This is a genomic window from Streptomyces sp. NPDC104371 (genome assembly GCF_055583785.1).
The window spans coordinates 222,060-248,672 of record NZ_JBVJNF010000008.1; the positions used below are offsets into that span (position 1 = coordinate 222,060).

Below are 26,613 nucleotides of genomic sequence, written 5' to 3' on the forward strand. Positions count from 1 at the left end.
GAGAGCGGGAACAGATGCCGGACAACGACAAGCTCCTCGACTACCTCAGGCGCGCCACCGCCGACCTGGGCGAGGCCAAGCGGCGGCTGCGCGAGGCGGAGGACGCCCAGCACGACCCGATCGCGATCGTCGCCATGGGCTGCCGCTACCCCGGCGGCGCCGACACCCCCGAGCGACTGTGGGAGTTGGTGGCCCGGGGCACCGACGCCATCACCGAGTGGCCCGCCGACCGGGGCTGGGACGCCGAGGCGCTCTACGACCCCGACCCCGACCGCGTCGGCACCTCCTACACCCGGCACGGCGGATTCCTCGCCGACGCCGCCGAGTTCGACGCCGGGTTCTTCGGTATCTCCCCGCGCGAGGCCCTCGCCACCGACCCGCAGCAGCGCTTGGTGCTGGAGACCGCCTGGGAGACCGTGGAGCGGGCCGCCATCGACCCGACGTCCCTGCGCGGCAGCAGGACCGGTGTCTTCATCGGCGCCATCAACAACGACTACGGCGGCGAGTCCCGCCATCTCCCCGAACTCCAGGGCCTGTTGGAGACCGGCACGGCCACCAGTGTGGTCTCCGGGCGCATCTCCTACACCCTCGGCCTGGAGGGCCCCGCCCTCACGGTGAACACCGCGTGCTCCTCCTCTCTGGTGGCGCTGCACCTGGCCATCCGCTCGCTGCGCAGCGGGGAGTGCTCACTGGCGCTGGCCGGCGGGGTGGCGGTGCTGTCCACCCCGGACGCGTTCGTCGCCTTCAGCAGGCAGCGGGCGCTGGCCGAGGACGGCCGCTGCAAGGCGTTCGCGGCCGCCGCCGACGGCACCGGCTGGTCCGAGGGCGTGGGTCTGCTGCTGCTGGAACGGCTCTCGGACGCCGAGGCCAACGGCCACCAGGTGCTCGCCGTGATCCGGGGTTCGGCGGTCAACCAGGACGGTGCCAGCAACGGCCTGACCGCCCCCAACGGCCCTTCCCAGCAACGGGTGATCACCGAGGCGCTCGCCGACTCCCGGCTGCTGCCCGGGGACATCGACGCGGTGGAGGCGCACGGCACCGGCACCCGGCTCGGCGACCCGATCGAGGCGCAGGCCCTGCTGGCCACCTACGGTCAGGGCCGCCCCGAGGACCGGCCGTTGTGGCTGGGGTCGCTGAAGTCCAACATCGGCCACTCCTCGGCCGCCGCGGGCGTCGGCGGCGTCATCAAGATGGTGATGGCCCTGCGCCAGGGCGAGTTGCCGCCCACTCTGCACGTGGACGAGCCGTCCCCGTTCGTCGACTGGTCCACCGGCGCCGTACGGCTGCTGACCGAGAGCCGCCCCTGGGCGCAGGGCGACAGGCCGCGCCGGGCGGGAGTGTCCGCCTTCGGCGTCAGCGGCACCAACGCTCACCTGATCCTCGAACAGGCCCCCGCCGCGCAGCCCGCCCCCGAGCCCGGCCCCGCGCCTGCCGTACGGCCCCTGCCCTGGGTGCTCTCCGCACGTACGGCACCGGCACTGCGAGAACAGGCCCGCCGACTGCTCGACCACGTGGCGGCCCACCCCGAACCGGACCCCGGCGCGGTGGGCCGTGCCCTGGCCACCGGCCGCGCGGCCTTCGAACACCGCGCGGTCGTCGTCGCGGACGACCGTACGGGCTTCACCGAGGGACTGGAAGCGCTCGCCCAGGGCACCGCCGCGCCCGGCCTGGTCCAGGGCACCACCGGCACCAAGGGCCGGACGGTGTTCGTGTTCCCCGGGCAGGGGTCGCAGTGGGTGGGGATGGCGACCGCGTTGCTGGACGAGTCGGTGGTGTTCGCGGAGCGGCTCGCTGAGTGTGAGCGGGCGTTGGCGCCGTATGTGGACTGGTCGTTGACGGCGGTGTTGCGGGGTGAGGAGGGTGCGCCGTCGCTGGAGCGGGTGGATGTGGTGCAGCCCGCGTTGTTCGCGGTGATGGTGTCGCTTGCTGCGTTGTGGCGTTCGTACGGTGTCGAGCCGGACGCGGTGGTGGGGCACTCGCAGGGTGAGATCGCCGCGGCGTGTGTGGCGGGCGCTCTCTCCTTGGACGACGCCGCGAAGGTCGTCGCGCTGCGCAGCCGGGCCCTGGCCTCACTGGCCGGACGGGGCGGCATGGCCTCCGTGCCGCTCCCCGCCGACGCACTGGAACACCATCTGGAGCGCTGGGCCCAGCGGTTGTCCGTCGCGGCGGTCAACGGCCCCGCGTCCACCGTGCTGGCCGGCGACCCGGAGGCGATCGAGGGGATCGTCGCCGACCTGCTCGCCGAGGACGTACAGGCGCGCGTCATCGCCGTCGACTACGCCTCCCACTCCGCCCAAGTGGAGGAGATACGCGAGGAGTTGGACACCTCGCTGGCCGGGATCACGCCCGTCACCGGTGACATCGCTCTGATGTCCACCGTGGACGCCGCCTGGCTGGACACCGCCACCATGGACGCCGGGTACTGGTACCGCAACCTGCGCCGCACGGTGCGCTTCGAAGAGGCGATCACCGAACTGCTCGCGCAGGGCCACACGTTCTTCGTCGAGATCAGCGCCCACCCCGTCCTCACCGTCGGCGTGGAGCAGACCGCCGAGGCGGCCGGGGGACAGGCGGCCGTGCTGGGCACGCTCCGCCGGGACCAGGGCGGGCTCGACCGGTTCCTGCTGTCCCTGGGCCAGGCCCACGTCCAGGGCCTGTCACCGGACTGGGACGCGCTGTTCGCCGGGCACCCCGACGAGCGCGTCGCCCTGCCCACGTACCCCTTCCAACACCGCTCCTACTGGCTGGAGTCCGGCGGGAGCACGTCCCGCGCGAGCGAGAGCCCCCTCGACCCAGTGGAGGACCGGTTCTGGGAGGCCGTACGCGCCGGGAACCTGCCGGAGCTGACCGCCACCCTGGGCGTCGCGCCCGAGGACCCGCTCAGCGCCGTCCTGCCCGCCCTGGCGGCCTGGCGGGAACGGCGCGGCGAACTGGCCACCGTCGACTCCTGGCGCTACCGGCTCGACTGGCGGGCGCTGCCCGACGGCGAGACGGCCGAACTGTCCGGCACCTGGCTGGTGTTGCTGCCCGCCCCGCTGAACGAGGACGAGGCGTCCCAGTTCTGTCTGCGCGCCCTCGACCGCGCGGGAGCCGACGTCCTGCCCGTCGTCCTCGACGGGACGGAACTCGAACGGCGGCCACTGGCGGAGCAGTTGCGGCAGCTCCTGGCCACCGCCACCGAGCCCGTCACCGGAGTGCTCTCCCTGCTGGCCCTGGACGAACGGCCACACCCCCGCCACCCGTCCGTGCCCACCGGCACCGCCGCGCACCTGGCGCTGGTCCAGGCCCTGGCCGATGCAGAGGTGGACGCGCCCCTGTGGTGGGCGACGCAGGGCGCGGTCAGCGTCGGCCGGGCCGACGCACCCGCCCGGCCCGCCCAGAACCTCACCTGGGGCCTCGGCCGGGTGGCCGCCCTGGAGTACCCCCAGCGCTGGGGCGGGCTCGTCGACCTGCCCGAGACGCTGGACACGCGGGCCGAGGCACGGCTGTGCCGGGCGCTCGCCGGACTGGGCGAAGAGGACCAACTGGCCGTCCGGGCCACCGGCATACACGGCCGACGCCTCGTCAGGGCGGCACTCGGCGACCGGCCGCCCCGGCGCGCGTGGAACCCGCGCGGCACCACCCTGATCACCGGCGGCACCGGCGGCCTGGGCGCCTACATCGCCCGCTGGCTGGCCCGCGAGGGAGCCGAGGACCTGGTACTGGTCAGCCGGAGCGGCCCGGAAGCCCCCGGAGCCGACGAACTGACCGCCGAACTCACCTCGTCGGGCGCCCGGGTCACCATCGCCGCCTGCGACGTCGCCGACCGCGAGGCCCTGGCCGCGCTGGTCGACGGGCTGGCGCGCGACGGCCGTGAGATCCGGTCCGTGATGCACGCCGCGGGGGCCGGATCACTGGTGGCGCTCGCCGACACCGACCTGGACGAATTCGCCGACACCCTCTACGCCAAGGTCGGCGGCGCGCAGCACCTGGACGCCGTCTTCGACCGCGACTCGCTCGACTCCTTCGTCCTGTTCTCCTCCATCTCCGGCGTGTGGGGCAGCGCCATCCACGGCGCCTACGCCGCGGCCAACGCCTACCTGGACGCCCTGGCCGAGAACCGCCGGGCCCGCGGCCTGGCCGCCACCTCGGTCGTGTGGGGCATCTGGAGCCCGGAGAACGGCGCCGGAATGGCCGCCCACCTCGTCGAGAAGCAACTGCGCGCCCAGGGCGTGGTGTTCATGCCGCCCGCCACCTGTGTCACCGCGCTGCGCCAGGTCCTGGAGCAGGACGAGACCCTGGTCATGGTCGCGGACATCGACTGGAGCCGCTTCGCCACCGTCTTCACCACCAGCCGCCCCAGCCCGCTGATCGGTGAACTGCCCGAAGTACGCCAGGCGTTGGCGCCCGACCCCGTCACCTCGGGCACCGAGGACGACTCCGCCTCCTCGGCCCTGCGCGAGCGGCTGCGCCCCTTGGCCGAGCCCGAGCGCGAGCGCGTACTGACCGAGCTGATCCGGGCCGAGGCCGCCGCGGTGCTCGGTCATGACACCCCGGCCGAGATCCAACCCGACCGCGCCTTCCGTGAGTTGGGCTTCGACTCGCTGACCGCCGTGGAGATGCGCAATCGGCTCAACACGGCCACCGGGCTCCGTCTGCCCGTCACCGTCGTCTTCGACTACTCCTCGGCCGCCGCGCTGGCCCTGCACCTGCGCACCGAACTCCTCGGCGGCGCCGCGGCGGAAGCAGCCGCCGTACCGGCGGAGGCGGCCACCGACGACGACCCCGTCGTCATCGTCTCGATGAGCTGCCGCTACCCCGGCGGCGTCAGCACCCCCGACGAGCTGTGGGAACTGGTCACCGAGGGGCGCGACGCGGTCGCCGAATTCCCGGCGGACCGCGGCTGGGACCTGGCCCGCCTCTACGACGCCGACCCCGACCGGCCCGGCACGAGCTATGCGGGAGCGGGCGGCTTCGTCTACGAGGCAGGCCGGTTCGACGCCGCCTTCTTCGGCATCTCGCCCCGCGAGGCCCTCGCGATGGACCCCCAGCAGCGACTGCTGCTCGAGACCGCGTGGGAAGCGCTCGAACGGGCCGGGATCGACCCGGCCGCCCAACGGGGCAGCCGTACCGGGGTGTTCGCCGGAGCGGCCTACCAGGGCTACGGCGGCAGCATGGCCGAGGTGCCCGAGGAACTCGAAGGACTCTTCGTAGCGGGCATCTCCACCAGCGTGCTCTCCGGCCGGGTGGCCTACACCCTGGGCCTGGAAGGCCCGGCCGTCACCGTGGACACCGCCTGCTCCTCCTCGCTCGTCGCCATCCATCTGGCCGCCCAGGCGCTGCGCCGGGGCGAGTGCACCCTGGCCCTCGCAGGTGGCGCCACGGTGATCGGCTCGCCGCTGACCTTCACCGGATTCAGCCGCCAGCGCGGCCTCGCGGCGGACGGCCGCTGCAAGTCCTTCGCCGCGGCCGCCGACGGATTCGGCATGGCCGAGGGCGTGGGACTGCTCGTACTGGAGCGGCTGTCGGACGCCCGCCGCAACGGGCACCCGGTACTGGCCGTGCTGCGCGGCTCCGCCGTCAACCAGGACGGCGCCAGCAACGGCCTCACCGCCCCCAGCGGCCTGGCCCAGCGACGGGTGATCACCGAGGCCCTCGCCGACGCCGGGCTCGGCCCCGCGGACGTGGACGCGGTGGAGGCGCACGGCACCGGCACCCGGCTCGGCGACCCCATCGAGGCCCAGGCGCTGCTGGCCACCTACGGTCAACAGCGGTCTGACGAGCGGCCGTTGCTGCTCGGCTCGCTGAAGTCCAACATCGGGCACAGCCAGGCCGCGGCCGGTGTGGCCGGAGTCATCAAGATGGTGCTGGCCATGCGGCACGGCACCCTCCCCGCCACCTTGCACGTGGACGCGCCCACCCCCCATGTGGACTGGTCCCAGGGCGCGGCCCGGCTGCTGACCGAGGCCGCCCCCTGGCCCGAGACCGGACGGCCCAAGCGCGCCGGGATCTCCTCCTTCGGCCTGAGCGGGACCAACGCCCACCTCATCGTCGAGGAACCGCCCGCCGCCCCGGCGCCCGCCACCGTCCCCGACGCCTCGCACACCGTGGTGCCCTGGACGCTGTCCGGCCGCAGCGTCGACGCCCTGCGCGAGCAGGCCGCCCGGCTGCGCGACCACCTGACCCGCCACCCGCACCCGCGGCCCGCCGACATCGGCTACTCGCTGGCCACCACCCGCACTGCCTTCGAGCACCGGGCCGTCGTGATCGGCGCGGACGAGGACACCCTGCGCGCCGGGCTGGACGCGCTGATCGCGGGCGCCACCGCACCCACCCTGATCCAGGGCACGGCGAGCCGAGAAGGCCGCGCCGTGTTCGTCTTCCCCGGCCAGGGCTCGCAGTGGAGCGGCATGGCCGTACGACTCCTTGACGACTCCCCGGTCTTCGCCGAGCAGATCACCGCCTGCGCCGAGGCACTCGCCCCGTACACCGACTGGTCCCTGCTGGACGTACTGCACGAGGTGCCCGGCGCGCCCCCGCTCGACCGGGTCGACGTGGTCCAGCCGGTGCTGTTCGCGGTGATGGTCTCGCTGGCCGCGCTGTGGCGCTCGGCCGGTGTCGAGCCCGCCGCCGTCATCGGCCACAGCCAGGGCGAGATCGCCGCCGCCTGCGTGGCCGGCGCGCTCACTCTCGAGGACGCCGCCAAGGTGGTGGCCCTGCGCAGCAAGGCGCTGGCCGCGCTCAGCGGACAGGGCGGCATGCTCTACGTGCCGCGCCCGGCCGAGGAGGTCGCCGAACGGCTGGCCGACTGGCCGGACCGGCTCGACATCGCCGCGGTCAACGGCCCGTCCACCGTCACGGTCTCCGGCGACCCGGCGGCCCTGGCCGAACTGCACGAGCGCCTCGCCGAGGACGGAGTGCTCTGCTGGCCCATCCCCGGCGTGGACTTCGCCGGGCACTCACCCCAAGTGGCGCTGATCCGCGAGGAGTTGCTGAGCCTGCTGGCCGAGGTCCGGCCGACGGCGGCCGGGATCCCCTTCTACTCGACGGTGACCGGCGGAATGCTGGACACCACCGCGTTGGACGCCGAGTACTGGTACCGCAACCTGCGCCGACCGGTGGAGTTCCACCGGGCCGTCACCGCCGCGATCGCCGACGGGCACCGGGTGTTCGTCGAGTCCAGCACCCACCCGGCGCTCACCGTCTGGCTCCAGGAGAGCGTCGAGGCCGCCGGGGGCGAGGGCGGCGTGGTGGCCACCCTGCGCCGGGACGAGGGCGGCCGGGAACGCTGGCTCACCGCGCTGGCCGAACTCCACGTTCTGGGCCAACCGGTGGACTGGGAAGCCGTCTTCGACGGCACGGGCGCACAGCGCGGGGAACTGCCCACCTACGCCTTCCAGCGCCAGTGGTACTGGCTGGAGCCGCGGCAGCGGACCGAGGGGGCCGCCGACGGCCCGGCCGCCGCCGACGAACGGTTCTGGGCGGCCGTCGAGGAACGGGACGCCGAGGCGCTCGCCGACGCCCTGGACCTCGACGACCAACCCCTGCGCACCTCACTGGCCACCGTGATGCCCGCGCTCGCCGACTGGCGGAGCGAGCACCGTAACCGCTCCACCGTGGACAGTTGGCGGTACCGGGTCACCTGGCGGGCCCTGCCCGCGCAAGCGGCCCCCCGGCTCTCCGGCACCTGGTGGCTGCTGGCGCCCGCGGGCACCGCACAGGACCCGGCCACCGACGCCTGCCTGCGGGCACTGCGCGACCACGGCGCGCACGCGGTGCTCATCGAGGCCGGTGACGGCGACCAGGCAGCGGACCGCGTCCACCTCGCCGCACGCCTGCCCGCCGATGCCCCGGACGGCGTGCTCTCGCTGCTCGCGGGCGCGCCGGACGGCCTCGCCGCGACCCTGGCCCTGGTGCAAGCGCTGGGGGACGCCGGGGTGGACGCGCCGCTGTGGTGCCTGACCCGCGGCGCCGTCTCGGTGGGCCGCTCGGACCGGCTGACCGACCCGGCCCAGTCCCAGGTGTGGGGATTCGGCACCGTCGCGGCGGTGGAGTACCCGCAGCGCTGGGCAGGAATCATCGATCTGCCCGAACGGCTGGACGAGCGGGTGCCCGCCCGGCTGGCCGGCGTCCTCGCCGACCCCGCGGGCGAGGACCAGTTGGCCGTCCGCGCCTCGGGCGTCTTCGGCCGCCGCCTGGCCCACGCCGACCCCGCCGCCCGGCGCACCGGTCAGGGCTGGACGCCCGACGGCACCGTGCTGATCACCGGAGGCACCGGCGCGCTCGCCGCCCATGTCGCCCACTGGCTCGCCGCCCGCGGCGCCCGCCACCTGCTGCTCGTCAGCCGACGCGGACCCGACGCCCCCGGCGCCGCCGAACTCACCGCCAGGCTCGAGGAGTCGGGCGCCGACGTCACCATCGCCGCCTGCGACGTCGCCGACCGCGAGGCCCTCGCCGGACTGCTCGGCCGGATCCCGGCCGACCGCCCCCTGCGCGCCGTGATCCACACGGCCGGGGTCCTGGACGACGGCGTCATCGACACCCTCACCCCCGAGCGCCTCGCCACCGTGCTGCGCCCCAAGGCGGATGCCGCCCGTAACCTCCACGACCTCACCCAGGACGCGGACCTCACCGCCTTCGTGATGTTCTCCTCCCTCGCCGGAACTCTCGGCGGCACCGGGCAGGGCAGCTACGCGGCGGCCAACGCCTACCTCGACGCCCTGGCCCAGCACCGCCGCGACCGCGGGCTGCCCGCCACCTCGGTGGCCTGGGGGCTGTGGGGCGGCCGGAGCCGGGCCGCGGATGTCGCCGAGCGCCTGGTGCGCGACGGACTGCCCGCCATGGACCCCGAGTTGGCCGTCGAGGCGCTCCAGCAGGCCCTGGACGGGGACGAAACCCGGCTGATCGTCGCCGACTTCGCCTGGGACCGCTTCGTACGGGCCTACACCGGACTGCGGCCGAGCCCCGCCATCGGCGATCTGCCCGAGGCGCGGCGGGAGTTGGCGGTGGCCGACCGGGCGGGCACCACCGCGGGCCGGGGCGCGCTCGCCGAACGGCTGACCCCGCTGTCCGAGGAGGAGCGCGAGCGGGAACTCATCGACCTGGTCCGTACCGAGGTGGCCGCTGTACTCGGCCACGCCGACCCCGAGGCGATCGAGCCCGGCCGGGTCTTCAAGGACATCGGCTTCGACTCGCTGACCGCCGTGGAACTGCGCAACCGGCTGGCCGAGGCCACCGGGCTGCGGCTCTCGGTCACCCTGGTCTTCGACCACCCCACCACCACCGCACTCGTGGCCCACCTGCGCGCGGAACTCCTCGGGCACCTGGAGACCGCCACCCCGAGCACTACCACCACACCCCGGGCGCAGGACGACGATCCCATCGCCATCGTCTCCATGAGCTGCCGCTACCCGGGCGGGGCGACCACCCCCGAGGAACTGTGGCGACTGCTGGCCGAGGGCACCGACGCCATCGGTGAATTCCCCCAGGACCGAGGCTGGGACCTGGCCGGGCTCTACGACCCCGACCCCGAGCACGTGGGGAAGACCTATGTGCGCGAGGGCGGCTTCCTCTACGACGCCCACCACTTCGACCCCGCCTTCTTCGGGATCTCCCCCCGCGAGGCCCTCACCATCGACCCCCAGCAGCGGCTGCTGCTGGAGATCTGCTGGGAGGCCGTCGAGCGCGCGGGCATCGACCCGCTCTCCCTCAAGGGCGGCGACGGCGGCGTCTTCGTGGGCTCCAGCTACCGTGACTACGGATCCCGGATCACCGAACCCTCCGAGGAGTTCGAGGGCTACCTGGGCATCGGCAGCGCGGGCAGCGTGGCCTCCGGCCGTATCTCCTACACCTTCGGTCTCGAAGGCCCGGCGGTCACCGTGGACACGGCCTGCTCCTCCTCCCTGGTGGCCATGCACATGGCCGCGCAGGCGCTGCGCTCCGGAGAGTGCTCGCTGGCCCTGGCCGCGGGCGTGACCGTCATGGCCACGCCCGGCGCGTTCATCGAGTTCGGCCGCCAGCGCGGCCTGGCGCCGGACGGCCGCTGCAAGCCCTTCGCGGCCGCCGCCGACGGCACCTCCTGGGCCGAGGGCGCGGGCGTCGTCCTCCTGGAACGCCTCTCCGACGCCCGCCGCAACGGCCACCCGGTACTGGCCGTGCTGCGCGGCTCCGCCATCAACCAGGACGGCGCCAGCAACGGCCTCACCGCCCCCAACGGCCCCTCCCAGCAACGGGTCATCCGCCAGGCCCTCGCCGACGCCGGGCTCGGCCCCGCGGACGTGGACGCGGTGGAGGCGCACGGCACCGGCACCCGGCTCGGCGACCCCATCGAGGCCCAGGCGCTGCTGGCCACGTACGGTCAACAGCGGCCTGACGAGCGGCCGTTGCTGCTCGGCTCGCTGAAGTCCAACATCGGGCACAGCCAGGCCGCGGCCGGTGTGGCCGGAGTCATCAAGATGGTGCTCGCCATGCGGCACGGCACGCTCCCGGCGACCCTCCACGTGGACGAGCCGACCCCGTACGTCGAGTGGTCCACGGGCGCCGTACGGCTGCTGACCGAGGCCACACCCTGGCCCGAGACCGGACGGCCCCGGCGCGCCGGAATCTCCTCCTTCGGGGTCAGCGGCACCAACGCCCACCTGATCGTGGAACACGTCCCCGAGCCCGACCGGACACCCGACACCGCCCCGAGCGCCCCCGGCGCCGTACTGCCCTGGCTGCTGTCCGCCCGCGACGCGGACGCCCTGCGCGACCAGGCCCAACGGCTGCTGGCCCACCTGACGGAGCACCCCGAGCCGGACACCGCCGCCCTCGGCCACGCCCTGGCCACCACCCGCAGCGCCTTCGAACACCGTGCCGCACTCATCGGCGCGGACCGCGAGGAGCTGCTGACGGCGCTGACCGCGCTCGCCGAGAACGAGGAAGCCTCCGCACTCGTACGGGGCACGACCCGCACCGCGGGGAAGACGGCCTTCCTCTTCCCCGGACAGGGCAGTCAACGCCTCGGCATGGGCGAGGAGTTGTACCAGCGCTTCCCCGTCTTCGCGGACGCCTTCGACGCGGTCTGCGCCGAGTTGGACCCGCTGCTGGACCGCCCTCTGCGCGAGGTGATCAACACCGCCGCGGACAGCGCGGACGCCGCCGACCTCGACCTGACAGCCTTCACCCAGCCCGCCCTCTTCGCCATCGGCGTCGCCCTGTTCCGGGTCGTGGAATCGTACGGAGTCCGGCCGGACCTGGTGATGGGCCACTCCATCGGTGAACTGGCCGCCGCCCACGTCGCCGGAGTGCTCTCGCTGCCCGACGCCGCCGCGCTGGTGGCCGCCCGCGGCCGACTGATGCAGTCCATGCCGACCGGCGGAGCCATGGTCGCGCTGACCGTCTCCGAGGCCGAACTGCTGCCCCACCTTCAGGGCAGGGAGGGCGAGTTGGTCATCGCGGCGGTCAACGGCCCGGCCGCCACGGTGATCTCCGGCGACCAGGACGCGGTCGACGAACTCGCCGCCCACTGGAAGGCCCAGGGCCGCAAGGCCACGCGACTGCGGGTCAGCCACGCCTTCCACTCCCCGCACATGGACGGCATGCTGGCCGAGTTCGGCAAGATCGCCGGAGAACTCACCTACCGCGAGCCGCGCATCTCCGTCGTCTCCAACCTGACCGGAGCCGTGGCCGACGCCGAGACACTGTGCTCGCCGGACTACTGGGTCGAGCAGGTACGGGGCACCGTGCGGTTCCTCGACGGAATGCGGGGCCTGCGTGAAACGGGCGTCACCACCTGCCTGGAACTCGGCCCCGACGGCGCGCTGACCGCCCTGGGACAGGAGTGCCTGCCCCAACAGGACGTCACCCTGGTGCCGTTGCTGCGCAAGAACACCGGTGAAGCCGCGTCACTGACCCGTGCCCTCGCCCAACTCCACGTGCAGGGAACCGAGGTGGACTGGTCGGCGCTCTTCACCACCCGCCCGGCGCTGCCGCCGACCCTGCCGACCTACCCCTTCCAACGCCACCGCTACTGGCTCGACCCCACCCCCGCCACCGGAGACATGTCCGCCGCCGGACTCGTGCGGACCGGCCACCCGCTGCTGGGCGCCGGCTGCCCGCTCGCCGACTCCGACGGCCACCTGTTCACCAGCAGGCTGTCCGTCCACACCCACCCCTGGCTCGCCGACCACGCCGTCTTCGGCGGCGCCATCCTCCCCGCCACCGCCTTCCTGGAACTGGCTGTCCGCACAGGCGACCAGGTCGGCTGCGGGCAGATCGACGAACTCACGTTGCAGGCCCCCCTGATGCTGCCGCCCGACGGCGCGGTCGTCCTCCAACTCGCCATCGGAGCCGCCGACGAACAGGGCGCCCGCACCCTGGACGTCTACTCCCGTCCCGAGGACGCCATCGACGACCCCTGGACCCGCCACGCCACCGGCCGACTGCTCCCGGCCGGACAGGACACCTCCCCGCAGGACACCACGGACCTGACCGTCTGGCCGCCCGCCGGAGCCGAACCACTGGAGGTGGCCGGACTCTACGAGAAGCTGGCCGCCGGAGGCTTCGCCTACGGCCCGGCGTTCCAAGGTCTGCGCGCCGCCTGGCGGTTGGGCGAGGACGTCTACGCCGAGGCCGCCCTGCCCGAGGAACACCGGACCGAAGCGGCCCGGTTCGGACTGCACCCCGCCCTGCTGGACAGCGTCCTGCACTCGCTGGTCTTCGGCGTCCTGGAGGGCAGCGACCAGGGCTGGCTGCCCTTCGCCTGGAACGGCGTACGGCTGCACGCCGCGGGCGCGTCCACGGTACGGCTGCGGATGAGCCCCGCCGGACGAGACGCGGTGACCCTGCAACTCGCCGACGCCACCGGGCAGTCGGTGGCCACGGTCGAGTCCCTGACGCTGCGCCCGGTCTCGGCCGACCAGGTGAGCGCCTCCCGTACCGGCGCCCACCAGGAGCTCTACCACCTGCAATGGCCCGAACTGCCCCAGCCCGCCCCCGTCACCCCCCAGGACTGGGCGGTCCTCGGCGAAGAGACACCTGCCTGGGCGCCACCGGCCGCCACCGCCTTCGCCGACCTGACCGCACTGCGCACCGCCCTCGACGCGGGCGCCTCCGTACCCGCCACGGTGCTCGCCGACTTCACCCCCGCCACGCTGGCCCCCGGCAGCCTGCCCGAACAGGTGCACACCACCACTGGACGGGCCCTGCGCCTGGTGCAGGAGTGGCTCGCCGACGAGCGGTTCACCGGGTCGACCCTGACCCTGGTGACCTCCGGGGCGGTCCCGGCCACCGACGACGACCTCACGGACCCGGCACACGCCGCCGTATGGGGCATGGTGCGCTCGGCACAGACCGAACACCCGGACCGGTTCGTCCTCGTCGACCTGGACTCCGACGAGCGTTCCGAGGCAGCCCTAGGGGCCGCGGCGAGCTGCGGCGAACCCCAACTCGCCCTGCGTGAGGGGCGCATCCAGGCCGCCCGCCTGAACCGGGTGCCCCGCGCGGTGCCCGAACGCACCCGCGGCTGGACCCCCGACGGCACCGTACTGATCACCGGCGGCACCGGAGCCATCGGCGCCCTCACCGCCCGCCACCTCGTCGTCGAACACGGCGTACGACACCTGCTGTTGACCAGCCGCAGCGGCCCGGCCGCCGAGGGAGCCGCCGAACTCCTCGAAGGGCTGACGGAGTTGGGTGCTCAGGCCGACATCGTCGCCTGCGACGCCGCCGACCGCGAAGCCCTCTCCGCCCTGCTCGCCTCGATCGACCCCGCCCACCCGCTGACCGCCGTGGTGCACTCGGCGGGCGTACTGGCCGACGGCGTCATCGCCGACATGACCCCCGACCAACTCGACCGCGTCCTACGGGCCAAGGCCGACGCCGCCGTCAACCTCCATGAGCTGACCGCCGGACTGAACCTGTCCGAGTTCATCGTGTACTCCTCCATCGCCGGTGTCTTCGGCGGCATGGGACAGGCGAACTACGCGGCGGCCAACGCCTTCCTGGACGCCCTGGCCCACCACCGCCGCGCCCAGGGCCTGCCCGGCACCTCACTGGCCTGGGGCCTGTGGGCCACCGGCGCCGGCATGACCGGCCACCTGGACGCGGCCGACCTGGCCCGCATCGCCCGCGGCGGCATCATCGCCTTCACCCCCGACGAAGGCCTCACCCTCTTCGACACGGCCACCGGCCTCGACACCCCCGCCCTGCTCCCGTTGCGTCTGGACACCGCCGCCCTGCGCGCCCAGACCGCCGCCGGTGGCGTGCCCGCCTTCCTGCGCGGCCTCGTACGGACCCCCGTCCGACGCCAGGCCAACGGCGACGCACCCGGCCCCGACACGGCGGCCGAACTGCGCCGACGACTGGGCACACTGTCCGAGCCGCAACGCCACCGGACCCTGCTGGACCTGGTCCGCTCGCACGCGGCCCTGGTCCTGGGCTTCGCAGGCCCCACCGCCGTCGACGCCGAACGCGGGCTGCTGGACCTGGGCTTCGACTCGCTCACCGCCGTCGAACTGCGCAACCGCCTGCGCGCCGCCACCGGTCTGCGGCTCCCGGCCACCCTGCTCTTCGACTACCCGACGTCCACCGCGCTCGCCCGGCACCTGGCCGAGGAGATCACCCCCGAGCCCGGCGCCGACGCCCTGCCCGCGCTGACCGAACTCGACCGGCTGGCCGAGGCGGCACAGGACGACGCACTCGACGACACCGTCCGCGCCACCCTCGCCGACCGACTGCAAGAACTCCTGGAACGTCTGCGTCCGGCCCCCGCGTCAGCCGAGGACGACGGAATCGGCGAGCGGATGGACTCCGCCACCGACGACGAACTCTTCGACTTCATCGACAACGAACTCGGAACAGCGTGACGCCGCCCGGCAGCAACCCGACCCCGCGCCCCCAGGTGACCAAGAACGGTGAGCGAACGGTGAATGACGACAAGCTCCGCGACTACCTCAAGCGAGTGACCACCGATCTGCACCAGACCAAGCGCCGTCTCAGCGAGGCGGAGGCCAAGGACCGGGAACCGATCGCCATCGTCTCGATGAGCTGCCGTTACCCCGGCGGCGTGCGCTCACCGGAAGACCTGTGGCGGCTGGTCTCCTCGGGCACCGACGCCATCACCCCCTTCCCCGCGGACCGCGGCTGGGACCTGGACGCCCTCCACGACCCCGACCAGCAACGGCCCGGTACCACCTACGCGGCCCAGGGCGGCTTCCTGACCGACGTCGGCCACTTCGACGCGGGCTTCTTCGGGATCTCACCGCGCGAGGCTCTGGCCATGGATCCCCAGCAGCGGCTGCTCCTCGAAACCACCTGGGAGGCCTTCGAACGGGCCGGGATCGACCCCACCGCGCTGCGCGGCAGCCGCACCGGCGTGTTCGCCGGAGTGATGTACCAGGACTACGCCGTCCGCCTACGCAACGTCCCCGACGACATCCAGGGCTACCTCGGCAACGGCGCCTCCGACAGCGTGGCCTCGGGCCGCATCTCCTACCTCTTCGGTCTCGAGGGCCCCGCCGTCTCCGTGGACACGGCCTGCTCCTCCTCGCTGGTCGCCATCCACCTCGCCTGCCAGGCACTTCGGCAGGCCGAGTGCACCATGGCGCTGGCCGGTGGCGCCATGGTGATGTCCACCCCCATTCCCTTCGTGGAGATGAGCCGCCAGAACGGGCTCGCCCGGGACGGCCGGTGCAAGTCCTTCTCGGCACAGGCGGACGGCACCGGCTGGGGCGAAGGCGTGGGCCTGCTCCTGCTCGAACGGCTGTCGGACGCCCGACGTCACGGGCATCCGGTCCTGGCCGTGGTGCGGGGCAGCGCCATCAACCAGGACGGCGCCAGCAGCCGCCTGACCGCCCCCAACGGCCCGGCCCAGCAACGCGTGATCCGGCAGGCCCTGGCCGGCGCCCGGCTCACGACCTCCGACGTCGACGTGGTGGAGGCCCATGGCACCGGCACCCCGCTCGGCGACCCCATCGAGGCCCAGTCCCTGCTGGCCACCTACGGCCGGGAACGCCCGGCCGAACAGCCGCTGCTGCTCGGCTCGTTGAAGTCCAACATCGGCCACACCCAGGCCGCCGCCGGGGTCGGCGGTGTGATCAAGATGGTGATGGCGATGCGGCACGGAGTGGTGCCGCCCACCCTGCACGCCGAGGACCCCTCCCCGCAGGTCGACTGGGACTCCGGCAGCGTACGCCTCGTCACCGAGGAACAGCCGTGGCCGGACACCGGACGCCCCCGGCGGGCCGCCGTCTCCTCCTTCGGAGTCAGCGGCACCAACGGCCATGTCGTGCTCGAACAGGCCGAACCGGCCGAGGAGTCCGTCCCCGAGGGCAGCCCGGCCGAGACCGGTGGGACGGTGCCCTGGGTACTGTCGGCCAGGACGGCGGACGCGCTGCGGGCTCAGGCACAACGCCTGCTGGACGCCGGAATCGGTGACGCCCTCCCGGCCGACGTGGGCCACTCCCTGGCCACCACCCGCGCCCGACTGGACCACCGCGCGGTGCTGGTGGGCACCGAACCGCAGGACTTCCAGGCGCGTTTGGCGGCACTGGCATCCGGCACCGCTGCTCCCGGAGTGATCAGCGGTACGGCCGGTACCGGCGGCGAAGTGGTCTTCGTGTTCCCTGGGCAGGGGTCGCAGTGGGTGGGGATGGCGCGGGAGTTGCTGGAGTCCTCGGAGGTGTTCCGGGAGCGGATGGGGGAGTGCGCCGATGCGCTCGCGCCTCACGTGGACTGGTCGTTGCTGGATGTGGTGCGCGGTGATTCCGGGGATCTGGATCTGGACCGGGTGGATGTGGTGCAGCCGGTTCTGTTCGCGGTGATGGTGTCTTTGGCGGAGTTGTGGCGGTCGTTCGGTGTGGTGCCGGATGCGGTGGTGGGTCACAGCCAGGGTGAGATCGCGGCTGCTGTGGTGGCGGGTGGTCTGTCGCTGGAGGACGGCGCGCGTGTAGTGGCTCTGCGTTCCCAGGTGCTGGGTGCTCTTGCGGGGCGCGGGGGCATGGTGTCGGTGGCCCTGCCTGCGGCGGAGATGCGTGAGCGTCTGACGTCCGGGCTCTCGCTCGCAGCGGTCAACGGCCCGTCCTCCGTGGTGGTCTCCGGTGACACCGAGTCGTTGGACGAGTTGATGGCGTGGTGTGCGGGGGAGGGTGTGCGTGCGCGCCGGATCCCGGTCGACTACGCCTCCCACGGCTCTCAAGTGGAGCGTGTACGGGAAGAGTTGGCGCAGGCGTTGGCGGACGTGGCGCCGCGTACGGCCGATGTGCCGTTCTACTCGACGGTGACGGGCGGGCTACTGGACACCGCCGGTCTGCACGGCGAGTACTGGTACCGCAACCTCCGGCAGACGGTGGAGTTCGAGCAAGCAACCCGCGCTCTGCTGGCCGACGGCTACCGGGTGTTCGTAGAGTCCAGCCCGCACCCGGTACTCACGATGGCGGTAGGGGAGACCGAGACGGACGCGGTGGCGGTAGGCACGTTGCGCCGCGACGAGGGCGGCATGCAGCGCTTCCTGCTGTCCCTCGGCGAGTTGCATCTGCGCGGCGTCGACGTCGACTGGGCGGCAGCCTTCGCCGGACACCAGCCAAGCCGGGTCGATCTCCCCACCTACCCCTTCCAACGCCAACGCTACTGGCTTGAGGAGACCGGGAGTTCGGACGGTGACGCGGCTGCCATGGGCCTGGTTCCGGCCGGGCACCCGCTGCTCGGAGCCGTCATCACTCTCGCCGACTCCGACGGCCTGCTCTTCAGCGGCCGGCTGTCCCTGCGTACGCATCCCTGGCTCGCCGACCACGCGGTACGAGGCGGCGTCCTGCTGCCGGGCACGGCCTTCCTGGAGCTGGCCGTCCTCGCCGGAGACCGGACCGGCTGCGGGCATCTCGAGGAACTCAACCTGGAAGCACCGCTGGTCCTGCCCGAACAGGACGGTGTTCTCCTGCGGTTGACCGTCGGCACCCCCGACGCCCAGGGCCGCCGCACCCTGACGCTCCACGCACGCCCCGACCATCCCGACGCGGAGGAGGAGTGGACCCGGCACGCCTCCGGTGTACTCGCCCCCGCGGCCCTCCAGCCGTCCGCGACCCTGTCCGCCGCCTGGCCACCACCCGGTGCCGAACCCATCCCGCTGGACGGCATCTACCAGCGCTACGCCGACGGCGGCTTCGCCTACGGCCCCGCCTTCCAGGGGCTCATGAGTGCCTGGCGGCTGGGCGACGAGATCTGCGCCGAGGTCGCGCTGCCGCAGGAACAGCGGTCCCAGGCGGACCAGTTCGGCCTTCACCCCGCACTGCTCGACGCGGCGCTGCACGCCACCGGGCTGACCGAGGAAGCCCGGGAGGCCGACGAGGGCCGGATGCCGTTCTCCTGGTCCGGGGTGACCCTGCACGCCTCCGGCGCGGACACTCTGCGGGTCCGGCTGACGCCCGTCGGACGGGACACCATGGCCCTCGAAGCCGTCGATCCCCGCGGCAGGCCGGTGGTCTCGGTGGAGTCGCTGATCCTGCGCCCGGTGGTCGCGGACGCACTCCCCGACCCAGGCACGTACCACGACTCGCTCTTCCAGGTGGAGTGGACCGCCGTACCCCACCCCCCGGCCCCCGCGCCGGGCCACTGGGTCGTGCTGGCCTCCGATGACACACCGTTCGAAGCCGCCGCCCGCTACCCGGACGTCGCGCGGCTCATCGAGGCGGTGGACGCCGGAGCCCAGGTACCCGAACTCGCCGTGCTGCCCATGCTCGCGGACGCGACCGCGCAGGACCCGCACATGGCCGTCCACCAAGCCCTGGACGCCCTGCGGAGCTGGCTCGCCGACGAGCGACTGTCCCGGACCTGCCTGGCCTTCGTCACCCGTGGTGCGGTGTCCGCTCAGCCCGGCGAGGGCATCTCCGACCTGGCGCGCAGCGCCGTGTGGGGACTGGTCCGCTCGGCCCAGTCCGAACATCCGGGCCGATTCCTCCTGTTGGACCTCGACGAGCAGACCCGCCCCGCCGACATCACCGCCGCGCTGGCCTCCGGAGAGCACCAACTCGCCATACGACAAGGAACGTTGTGCGCCCCCAGGCTGGCCAGGGTCGCCCGCTCCGACCGGGACGCGGGCACACTCGACCCTTCCGGGACCGTCCTGATCACCGGCGGCACCGGACTGCTCGGGTCCAGGGTCGCCCGCCACCTCGTCGCCGAACACGGCGTACGTCACCTGCTGTTGACCAGCCGCACCGGCTCCGACGCCCCTGGGGCGCGGGAACTCGCCCACGAACTCGGGGAGTCGGGCGCCCACGTGACCGTCGCCGCCTGCGACGTCGCCGACCGGGACGCCCTGGCCCGACTGCTGGCCACGGTGGACCCCGAGCACCCGCTGACCGCGGTGGTCCACGCCGCCGGCGCGCTGGACGACGGAGTCATCACCACGCTCACCCCCGAGCGGGTGGACACCGTGCTGCGCCCCAAGGTCGACGCGGCGCTTCACCTGCACGAACTCACCCGCGACCAGGGCCTGTCGGCGTTCATCCTGTTCTCCTCCGCCGCGGGCACCTTCGGCGGCCCCGGCCAGGGGAACTACGCGGCGGCCAACGCCTTCCTGGACGCGCTCGCCCACCAGCGCCGGGCCCAAGGTCTGCCCGCCCAGTCGCTGGCCTGGACCCTGTGGGACCAGCGCTCCGCCCTCACCGAGCACCTGGACGACGCCGACGTACGCCGCCTCGCCCGCTCGGGCATGCCCCCGCTCTCCACCGAGCAGGGGCTCTCCCTCTTCGACGCCGCGCTCGAAGCCGCACTGCCCGTCCTGCTGCCCCTGCGGCTGGACACCCGCGCGGTAGCGGCTCGGGCCGCCACCGAACCGGTCTCCCCGCTGCTGCGCGGACTGGTACGCCTTCCCCTCCGGCGCTCCGCCGCGACCGGGGACACCCCCGCCGACGAGGGAGACCTCGCTCGCCGCCTGGCCGGACGCTCCCCGAGCGAACGCGCCCGTGTCCTGGTCGAGTTGGTGTGTACCCAAGCGGCGGTCGTGCTCGGCCACACCTCCGCCGATGCCGTGGGTGCCGAACGCGCCTTCCGTGACCTCGGCTTCGACTCGCTGGCCGCGGTGGAGCTGCGTAACCGCCTGGCCGAAGCCACCGGCCTGCGCCTGCCCGCCACCCTGGTCTTCGACTACCCGACGCCGACCGCGCTCGCCGCATACGTCGGCGAGCGCCTGCCGGTGGACGGGGAACGGACAGCGCGGCCCATCACTCCGGCCGCCATCGCGAAGAGCGGCGAGGACGCGGTGGCCGTGGTGGCGATGGGCTGTCGCTTCCCGGGCGGCGTCCAGTCCCCCGAGGACCTCTGGAACCTGGTCGCCTCCGGCGCCGACGGCATCTCGCGCTTCCCGACCGATCGGGGCTGGGACGAGGACGCCCTCTACAACCCGGACCCCGGCCACATCGGCACCTCCTATGTACGCGAGGGCGGATTCCTCACCGGGGCCGCGGACTTCGACGCCGAGTTCTTCGGCATCTCCCCGCGCGAGGCCCTGGCGATGGACCCGCAGCAGCGACTGCTCCTTGAGGTCACCTGGGAGACGTTCGAGCGGGCCGGCATCGACCCCGCGTCGCTGCGGGGCGCGGCGGCGGGCGTGTTCGTAGGGCTGATGCAGCAGGACTACGCGGTCCGGTTGCTGCCCCACATCCCCGAAGACGTCGAGGGCTTCCTCGGCACCGGGAACTCCGGCAGCGTGGTCTCCGGCCGCCTCGCGTACGCCTTCGGGCTGGAAGGCCCCGCGGTCACGGTGGACACCGCCTGCTCGTCCTCCCTGGTCGCCCTCCACATGGCCGCCCAGGCGCTGCGCAACGGCGAATGCTCGCTGGCGCTGGCCGGTGGTGTCACCGTGATGTCCAGCCCCGAACTGTTCGTGGAGTTCAGCAGGCAGGGCGGACTGGCCCCCGACGGACGCTGTAAGTCCTTCGCGGACGCGGCCGATGGCACCGGCTTCGGCGAAGGCGCCGGAATCGTGCTGCTGGAGCGGTTGTCGGATGCCCGGCGGCTCGGGCATCCGGTGTTGGCCGTGGTGCGGGGCAGCGCGGTGAACCAGGACGGTGCGTCGAACGGTCTGACGGCGCCGAATGGTCCTTCGCAGCAGCGGGTGATCCGGCAGGCGTTGGCGAACGCGGGGCTGACCTCCGGCGAGGTGGACGCGGTAGAGGCGCACGGCACGGGCACCACGCTCGGTGACCCGATCGAGGCGCAGGCGCTGCTGGCCACGTACGGTCAGGACAGGCCCGTCGAACGCCCGCTGTGGCTGGGCTCGTTGAAGTCCAACATCGGCCACACCTCGGCCGCGGCGGGCGTGGCCGGGGTCATCAAGATGGTCCTGGCGATGAACCACGGCCTGCTGCCGCAGACCCTCCACGTCGACCAGCCCACCCATCAAGTGGACTGGAACGAGGGCCACATACGACTGCTGACCGAACCACGCCCCTGGGACAACACCGACAGCCCGCGTCGGGTGGGTGTGTCGGCGTTCGGTGTGAGTGGCACGAACGCGCATGTGGTGTTGGAGGAGGCTCCTGGGTCGGAGTCGGCGGGGGAGCGTGCCGGTGATCCGGGTGCGCCCGTGCCGTGGTTGTTGTCGGCGAAGAGTGCGGATGCGTTGCGGGAGCAGGCGCGGCGTCTGCTGGATGCGGGTGTCGAGCGGGCACGTGCAGTTGATGTGGGGTACTCGCTTGCCGTGACTCGGGCCCGGCATGCCCACCGTGCGGTGGTGGTGGGCACGGGGTCCGAGCTGTTGGGTGGGTTGGAGGCGTTGGCGTCCGGTACGGGGGTGACGGGTGCTGCTGTGGGGGATGCGCGGACGGTGTTCGTGTTCCCTGGGCAGGGGTCGCAGTGGCGGGGTATGGCGCGGGAGTTGCTGGAGTCCTCGGCGGTGTTCCGGAACCGGATGCGCGCCTGTGCAGATGCGCTCGCGCCTCATGTGGACTGGTCGTTGCTGGATGTGGTGCGCGGCGAGTCGACGGACGTGGATGTGGACCGGGTGGATGTGGTGCAGCCGGTTCTGTTCGCGGTGATGGTGTCTTTGGCGGAGCTGTGGCGGTCGTTCGGTGTGGTGCCGGATGCGGTGGTGGGGCATAGCCAGGGTGAGATCGCGGCTGCTGTGGTGGCGGGTGGTCTGTCGTTGGAGGACGGCGCTCGTGTAGTGGCTCTGCGGTCTCAGGTGTTGGGTGCTCTGGCGGGCCGTGGGGGCATGGTGTCGGTGGCCATGCCTGTCAACGAAGTACACCTGACGGCTGGCCTCTCGGTCGCAGCAATCAACGGCCCGTCCTCGGTGGTGGTCTCCGGTGACACCGAGTCGTTGGACGAGTTGATGGCGTGGTGTGCCGGAGAGGGTGTGCGTGCGCGCCGCATCCCGGTCGACTACGCCTCCCACGGCCCCCAAGTGGACCGAATTCAGTCGGAGTTGGCACAGACGTTGGCCGGTCTGACGCCGCAGGCTGCTGATTTGCCGTTCTACTCGACGGTGACCGGCGGACTGCTGGACACCGCTGCTCTGGACGGCGACTACTGGTACCGCAACCTCCGTCAGACGGTGGAGTTCGAGCAGGCCACCCGCGCTCTACTGGCCGACGGCTTCCGGGTGTTCATCGAGTCGAGCCCGCACCCCGTACTCACCATGGCAGTGGCGGAGTCCATCGAGGCCACCGAGTCGAACGCGACCGCCCTGGGCACACTGCGCCGCGACGAGGGCGGCATGGAGCGGTACTTGCGCTCCCTGGGCGAGGCCTGGACCCACGGCGTGAACGTGGACTGGGCCCCTGCCTTCGACGGCAGTGACGCCCGCCGGGTCGAGCTGCCCACCTACCCCTTCCAGCGCAGGCGTTACTGGCTGGATGTGCCGACCACCAGTTGGGATGTGGCCTCGGCAGGTCTTGGAACGACCGGGCATCCGCTGCTCGGGGCGGCAGTGGAGGTCGCCGACACGGGCGAACTGCTGCTCACCGGCCGCCTGTCGGTGCGTACCCACCCCTGGCTGGCCGAACACGCCGTCGGAGACGTCATCCTGCTGCCCGGCACGGCCTTCGTGGAGCTGGCGTTGCGCGCGGCGGACGAGGCCGGGTGCGCCGTCGTCGAGGAACTCACCCTCCAGACACCCCTCGTCCTGCCCGCTGAGGGCGCGGTCCGGATCCAGGTACGGCTGGCCGTCGCCGACGACTCCGGCCGCCGTGCCCTGGGTGTGTACTCCCGAGCCGAGGGAGACGCCGACGCCGAGCAGCCCTGGACCGAGCACGCCACCGGTACCGTCCCACCGGCCTCGGACGGCGGCGCCCGAGGCGCGGCGCTGCTGAGTTGGCCGCCCGCCGGGGCGAGCCCGGTGGACGTCACGGACCTCTACGAGCGGTTCGACGCGGCGGGGTACCACTACGGCCCGGCCTTCCAGGGCATCCGTGCCGCCTGGCAGCGCGAGGGCGAGGTGTTCGCCGAGCTGGTGCTGCCGCAGAGCCAGCACGCGGACGCCGCCGCGTACACCGTGCACCCGGCGTTGCTGGACGCGGCTCTACAGACCGCGGCGCTGCTGCCCGGACAGGACGGTGGGGCCCGGCTGCCGTTCAGTTGGACCGGTGTCCGCGCGTACGGTCACGGTGCCACCACCTTGCGAGCCCGGCTCGCTACCGCCGGCCCCGACGCGGTGACTTGCGTGGTGTACGACCTGGCCGGGCAGGAAGTGCTGTCGGTGGGCGACCTGGCGCTGCGCCCCCTGTCGGCGGACGGGCTGTCCCCGGCGCCGCGGGACGGGCAAGGCCTGCTCCACCTGGAGTGGGTGCCCGCTTCCGCGAGGGACACGGCGCCCGCGGAGTGGGGTCAGCTCGGCAACACCCGTGAGGCGTCCGGGCCTTCCTGGCCGGACCTCGATGCACTGCGTACCGCACTGGACCAACCTGACGTCCGGCTACCGGAGTTGGTGCTGGCGCCCTGCCCGCAGGCTGAAGAGGGAGCCCCCGACAGCCGGTTGACCGCCACCACGGCCGCCTGTCTGACCCTGGTGCGGGAGTGGCTGGCCGACGAGCGGCTGGCCGAGTCGACGCTGGTGCTGTTCACCCGCGGCGCGGTATGCACCGGGCCGGGGGACTGGAACACCGACCCGGTGGCGGCCGGTGTCTGGGGCCTGGTGCGTGGTGCTCAGGCCGAGCACCCCGGCCGCCTGGTGCTGGCCGACCTCGACGACCGGCCCGAATCCTGGGACGCGCTGATCGCCGGGCTCCCCGGAGTGCTGGCCGATGGTGACCACCAACTCGCCGTTCGACAGGGCGAGATGAGGGTGCCCCGCCTGTCCCGCGCGCGGCGCGAGGGCACCCTGGTGCCACCGCCCGGCGAGGCCGCCTGGCAGATCGATCTGGTGGAACCGGGCAGCCTGGACGGGCTGGCCCTGGCGCCCGCGCCCGCCGCCCTGGCCCCGCTGGGCGAGGGAGAGGTACGGGTCGCGATACGGGCCGCCGGGCTGAACTTCCACGATGTGGTCGTCTGCCTGGGCCTGGACCCGAGCCAGCCGGTGCTGGGCAGCGAGGGAGCGGGCATCGTCCTGGAGACCGGCCCCGGAGTCGATGACCTGGCCCCCGGCGACCGGGTGATGGGCGTCTTCGGCGGAGCGTTCGGCCCGATGACCGTCGCTGACCGGCGCACCCTCGCGCGGATCCCGGACGGCTGGAGCTTCGCCCAGGCCGCGTCGGTGCCCATCGTCTTCCTCACCGCCTACTACGGGCTGTTCGACCTGGGCGGACTGCGCGGCGGCCAGTCCGTGCTGGTGCACTCCGCCGCAGGCGGTGTCGGCATGGCCGCGGTACAACTCGCCCGGCACGCCGGGGCCGAGGTCTACGGCACGGCCAGCACGGGGAAGTGGGACGTGCTGCGGAGCGCCGGTCTGGACGAGGAACACATCGCCTCCACACGGACACTGGACTTCGCCGACCGGTTCCGGGAGCGCACCCAGGGGCGCGGCGTCGATGTCGTACTCGACTGTCTGGCCCGGGAGTTCGTCGACGCCTCGCTGACCCTGCTGCCGCGCGGCGGGCGCTTCGTGGAGATGGGCAAGACCGACATCCGGGACGCCGACGAGGTGGCCCGCGACCATCCGGGCGTCCACTACCGCGCCTTCGACCTGATGGAAGCGGGCTCGGAGCGGGTGGGCGAGATGCTCGCCGAAGTGCTCACCCTGTTCGAGCGCGGGGTGCTCACCCCGCTGCCGGTCACCTGCTGGGACATACGCCGGGCGCCGGAGGCGTTCCGCCATCTCGGCCAGGCGCGGCACATCGGCAAGAACGTCCTCACCGTGCCCGCCCCGCTGCATCCTGAAGGCACCGTACTGATCACCGGCGGCACCGGCACCCTGGGGCGGCTGGTCGCCCGCCACCTGGTCACCGAACACGGCGTACGCCACCTGCTGTTGACCGGACGTCGCGGACCGGACGCACCCGAGGCCGTCGAACTCCTCGACGAACTCCAGGCGTTGGGCGCCGACGCCCAGGTCGTGGCCTGCGACGCGGGAGACCGCGCCGCCCTGTCGGGCCTGCTGGCGAGCGTCGTGAAGGAGCACCCGCTCACCGGGGTCGTGCACGCCGCCGGGGTCCTGGACGACGGTCTGGTGGACGCCCTCACCCCCGAGCGACTGGAGCGGGTGCTGCGCCCCAAGGCCGAGGCCGCGCTCCATCTGCACGAACTCACCCGCGACTTGGACCTGGCGGCGTTCGTCCTGTTCTCCTCCGGTGCCGGTCTGCTCGGTGCGGCGGGCCAGGCCAACTACGCCGCCGCCAACGCCGTCCTCGACGCCCTGGCCGCCCGGCGCAGGGCGGAGGGACTGCCCGCGGTGTCCATCGGCTGGGGTCTGTGGGAGCAGCGCAGCGCCATGACCGCGCAGGTCACCGAGGGCGACGCGCGCCGCCGCGGCAAGAGCGGGCTGGGGGCGCTCACGTCGGCCGAAGGGCTCGCCCTGTTCGACGCCGCGCTGCGCCTGGAGCACCCCTACGCGCTGGCCGCCAAGCTCGACCCGGCGGCCCTGCGCACCGGCCCGGCGGAGGTCCCGGCGCTGCTGAGCCGACTGGTGCGAACTCCTCGCCGTACGACCGCCGTTGCCGCGCCGTCCGCTGCCGGGCCTTCGTACGTCGAGCAACTGGCCGCGCTGGACCCGGCCGAGGCGCGGCGGGCCCTGCTCGACCTGGTCTGCGGCAACGCCGCCGCCGTACTCGGTCACTCCTCGCCCGAACTGGTGCGTCCGGACCGGCCGTTCAAGGAGCTGGGCTTCGACTCGCTCACCGGGGTGGAGCTGCGCAACCGGCTCGCCGCGCTGCTCGGCGTACGGCTGCCCGCCGCGCTGGTCTTCGACCACCCCACTCCCGAGGCGCTGGCCCGCCATCTCGCCGAGCGGACCGTCGCGGAGGGCGGGTCGGCCGAACCGGCCGTGCTGACCGAGATGGGCAAGCTGGAGGCGCTGTTGGAGGCCGTGTCCACGGACCGTGGCGCGGACGACTCGCTGCGGCTGGAGCTGTCCCGTCGGCTGCGCGGCGCGCTGTCCCGTCTGGAGGCGACCGGGGATGCCGACGACGCGGGACAAGAGACCGTCGCGGCCGACCACATCGAGTCCGCGACCAACGACGAGATCTTCGACCTCATCGACAAGCTGGGCATCTCGTGAATCCCGTG

The 26,613-nt window shown here is 73.2% G+C and carries 2 protein-coding genes; both read left to right on the forward strand.

Features of this window, described 5'->3' with window-relative positions; translation table 11 throughout:
* Nucleotides 1-14: 14 nt before the first annotated feature.
* Nucleotides 15-14,825 carry a type I polyketide synthase gene (locus ACZ60T_RS24810; RefSeq protein ID WP_469667891.1) on the forward strand — a complete coding sequence of 4,937 codons (14,811 nt, stop codon included), beginning with the start codon at nt 15-17 and terminating at the stop codon, nt 14,823-14,825.
* Entirely contained in the window at nt 14,822-26,605 is an 11,784-nt protein-coding gene (locus ACZ60T_RS24815) for an SDR family NAD(P)-dependent oxidoreductase (protein WP_469667892.1), read from the forward strand. The genes ACZ60T_RS24810 and ACZ60T_RS24815 overlap by 4 nt, the downstream gene beginning before the upstream one ends.
* Nucleotides 26,606-26,613 lie beyond the last annotated feature (8 nt).